At 37.6% G+C, this 3,003-nt stretch carries 4 protein-coding genes and 1 pseudogene; all 5 read left to right on the top strand.

Going from position 1 to position 3,003, the window contains the following annotated elements; all coding sequences use genetic code 11:
* Positions 1–200 (top strand): annotated as a pseudogene (locus tag AAFM34_RS09155) (type VI secretion system tube protein Hcp); the annotation flags it as partial.
* Positions 201–202: 2 nt separating this feature from the next.
* A complete protein-coding gene (locus AAFM34_RS09150; protein WP_341662095.1) occupies positions 203–919 on the top strand; it encodes a hypothetical protein in 717 nt (238 codons plus the stop codon).
* A complete protein-coding gene (locus AAFM34_RS09145; protein ID WP_341662094.1) occupies positions 912–1,238 on the top strand; it encodes a hypothetical protein in 327 nt (108 codons plus the stop codon). The genes AAFM34_RS09150 and AAFM34_RS09145 overlap by 8 nt, the downstream gene beginning before the upstream one ends.
* A gap of 108 nt (positions 1,239–1,346) precedes the next feature.
* Positions 1,347–1,967, top strand: a complete 621-nt coding sequence (locus tag AAFM34_RS09140; RefSeq protein ID WP_341662093.1) for a hypothetical protein — start codon at positions 1,347–1,349, stop codon at positions 1,965–1,967.
* A 348-nt stretch (positions 1,968–2,315) separates the two neighbouring features.
* A complete protein-coding gene (locus AAFM34_RS09135) occupies positions 2,316–2,750 on the top strand; it encodes a GIY-YIG nuclease family protein (RefSeq protein ID WP_341662092.1) in 435 nt (144 codons plus the stop codon).
* Positions 2,751–3,003: the final 253 nt, after the last annotated feature.

Genomic DNA, 3,003 nt, shown 5'->3' with positions numbered 1-3,003 from the left:
AAATTGACTTAATTGGCGCTTTGATTAGAAATGTAAATATCGAAATGCCCAACGTGGCTCATTTTGGTGACTCTGAAATGCAAGAAGTTGTAGATATCGCATACCGAGATATTCACTGGAAACACCTAGCAGCAACTACAAATGGCTTTTCCTCATGGATGAATGGGCTTACCAGTATAAAAGATGGCTTGGGTATGTAAGTATGTCAGGTTCAAGGGAAGGCTTAGACGAAAACTACTGGCTTTTAGAACAAGAAGCAAACCAATTTATAACCGCTACATTATTACAGCTCGCACAGTTAAAGCTTGAGCGCCAAGTTCATTCCAAAGCTGTCCGTGAGTTTAGTCAGGCTGTTAGCAGTATTTTAAAGGCATATCAAAAACAGTCTATAAGCTATGAACAAGCTAAGCAGTTATTCAAAAACCTCAAACTAGGGTTTATTGATGGTGTTAGAGCTATTAAAACGTCACAAAGGCATCGAAAAATTCGTGGGCAACAAAGAACCTCTCAGGATGGAAGCTATCGCCGAAATATTACAGTAAACGATCAATCGTTTAACGTTAGATTTAAAGCTCGTTGTGCAACTTCAGAATGTTTAATGAGAGGAGCAAACTTTGATCTTCAGGATGATGCTTTTCAGGACTATATTGATGCCGCCACGCAAGATAAACGGTCGGATGTGATGCAGGTTATAGGTGTTGCCCTGATTGCCAATCCATACTCTGCCCCTTTGCAAAGGCTTGCTCTACTTGATGTTGCTTATTCTGCAAGTGAATTAAATTTTGATCCTCTCTGGGCTTATGCCTTGGGAGCAGGTACAGCGTATAGGCTGAGGTTGCTGAATTTGCCTACGCGAATCCAAGATACTTCAGAAAGTGTTGTTAGTTATTTTTCAGGGAATTTTTTAAGTAGTGATTGATAAAGAGAAAGTTTGGAAGTATGTGAATATTTCCGATGGTATATGTCTTTGTTGTTTCATCGTTGGTTTGTTGCTCTTTGGAAATGATGCTTTGGGTATCGCTGGTATTTGGCTCGCAGCCTTCATTTCTTCTGGCTTAGGGCTACGACGCTATTGTAAAGGCAAAGGGATGATGAGATATGGGACGATAAATGATGTCGATTCAGAGGATTATGATGCAATATTGAGTTCTTACTTTTCTCATCGCTGGACAATGGTTCTATGTACTTTAGGAGTCATTATATTCACTATTTATCATCTATACCAAGAGTTTACTTAACCAAAGACTTTTCTAACTTCTAGGTATCAAGCAGGAACATGATATTGCATTTTTATGCAATGAGTCATTAGAAAGTAACAACTACTATTTTGATATAGGAAACTTACAATGAAAAAAATAGGATTAGTAATCTATGGGGCAGCTTATTTACTCCTCTCATTGTTCAATATGGTTACGGCAATTTTAGCGGGCGCTATTTCTGTTGGATTTTTGGTTAGTATTGGCTTTACCACTCTGTATTTGCTTGGATTTTATGGGTTTCTTTTTAAAAAACCAATTTTCACTCCCAAAGTATGGAGAAACTTATTTTACTTACAATGCATTGCTTTAATACTACAGTTTACGCCGGTTCTATTTGAATTCAGTAGTGAATTGTTAGCTATCAATGGACTGATATTCATAGTAACTCTACCTATGCTTGTATGTTTGTATAGATATAGCTCTCCAGATAGTGAAATCTGGATTTCGGCTTCAGAGCGAGCAAAGGTTAGTCAAATAGAAACACTTCTAGCAACAACAGATGTAATTTCTGCTTCTAAAACGATGGGAGAAAAGACAACAACAGTTACGATGAGCAAGGTGGCTGGTTGCTATATCGTCCATATAAAGCGTGTTTCTACAGAAATTGAGTCTTTCAAAAATGAATTCATAACATTAAACCGAGCAGTTGATTTTGTTGAGAAGTACACATCAATAAGCTCTGAAGAGTTGGTAGCCTTACAGACATAGCGAGTTTCTTTCTCTTGGGAGTTAGTTAGGTTCGCACGATAACTCTGGCTAACTCTTGCCCCGATTAAATACTCTACTTCATTCAGAGGGCGTGCGTTTACACTACTAAAACTTATTCGATTGAGTTGGTAACTGTTCACTCCCGTCATTAGGCTACATCTTGTAGTCTAATCTCCCTTCATGTGTCATAAATTATTGATTATCAGTTGAGTTAATATAAAAATGACTGCATTGGCGATGGGTGAAAAACGACAATTCGTCGACTAATAAGAGTTATGTTTATATTTGAAACAAATTCATAATTATCAGAATTTTATAGTATCTTAGCATTAACCAAAGGAGCTAAAAATGGAATTTGAGCCGATTAGACACGGTTTCTTCCCTGAACCAAAGTTAAGTATTACATTCGATGGCTGCAGTTTTAGGATTAATGATTTTGGGTGTTCATCTGTCGATAGTGTTAGTCCTGGGGTGTATGTTTGGACTGTTAGAGATGGCGATAAAATTGTTCCTCTGTATTTCGGTTTATACGGTTTGCGGGCTGAAAACCCGAGCTTACGCAAAAGATTTAAGCAGCACTTAAGCGGTTTAAGATCCTCGCTTCACGGAAATGCACCAACAAAGCATTGGAAAGAGTACATGTTCCCTGAAACAATTAAAGCTATTGAAAAACATGGGAAAATAGATATCTATTTTGGGATGTATCCAGAAGAGATAATCGATTGTTTGGAAAGTTATTTAATAGAAGCGTATTCGAGCCCGTGGAATAAAGCCAAAGCATAAAAAAGTATTTAAGAATGATTCGCTACGCTTGGCAGTTTCGTTTCGCTTTAGTATAGCCAAGCGCCGCTTACACCTTAATACGGCGTTATTGCTTTTATAAGGAATGTAGATGACTCAGAAAAAAGTTAAAAAAAGGCATCATTATGTGATGCAAAATTACCTTGAGAGGTGGAAAGGAGTTGATAAGAAAAAAAGTAATAATGATCTGCTCCAGCCAGACTGGACACTTCATTAAGCGACATTTTGCTGTTCA

Source organism: Vibrio sp., assembly GCF_038138445.1.
Classification (GTDB): domain Bacteria; phylum Pseudomonadota; class Gammaproteobacteria; order Enterobacterales; family Vibrionaceae; genus Vibrio.
The sequence above is the reverse complement of the archived record's forward strand: the minus strand, read 5'-3'. Positions and strand labels throughout refer to the sequence as shown.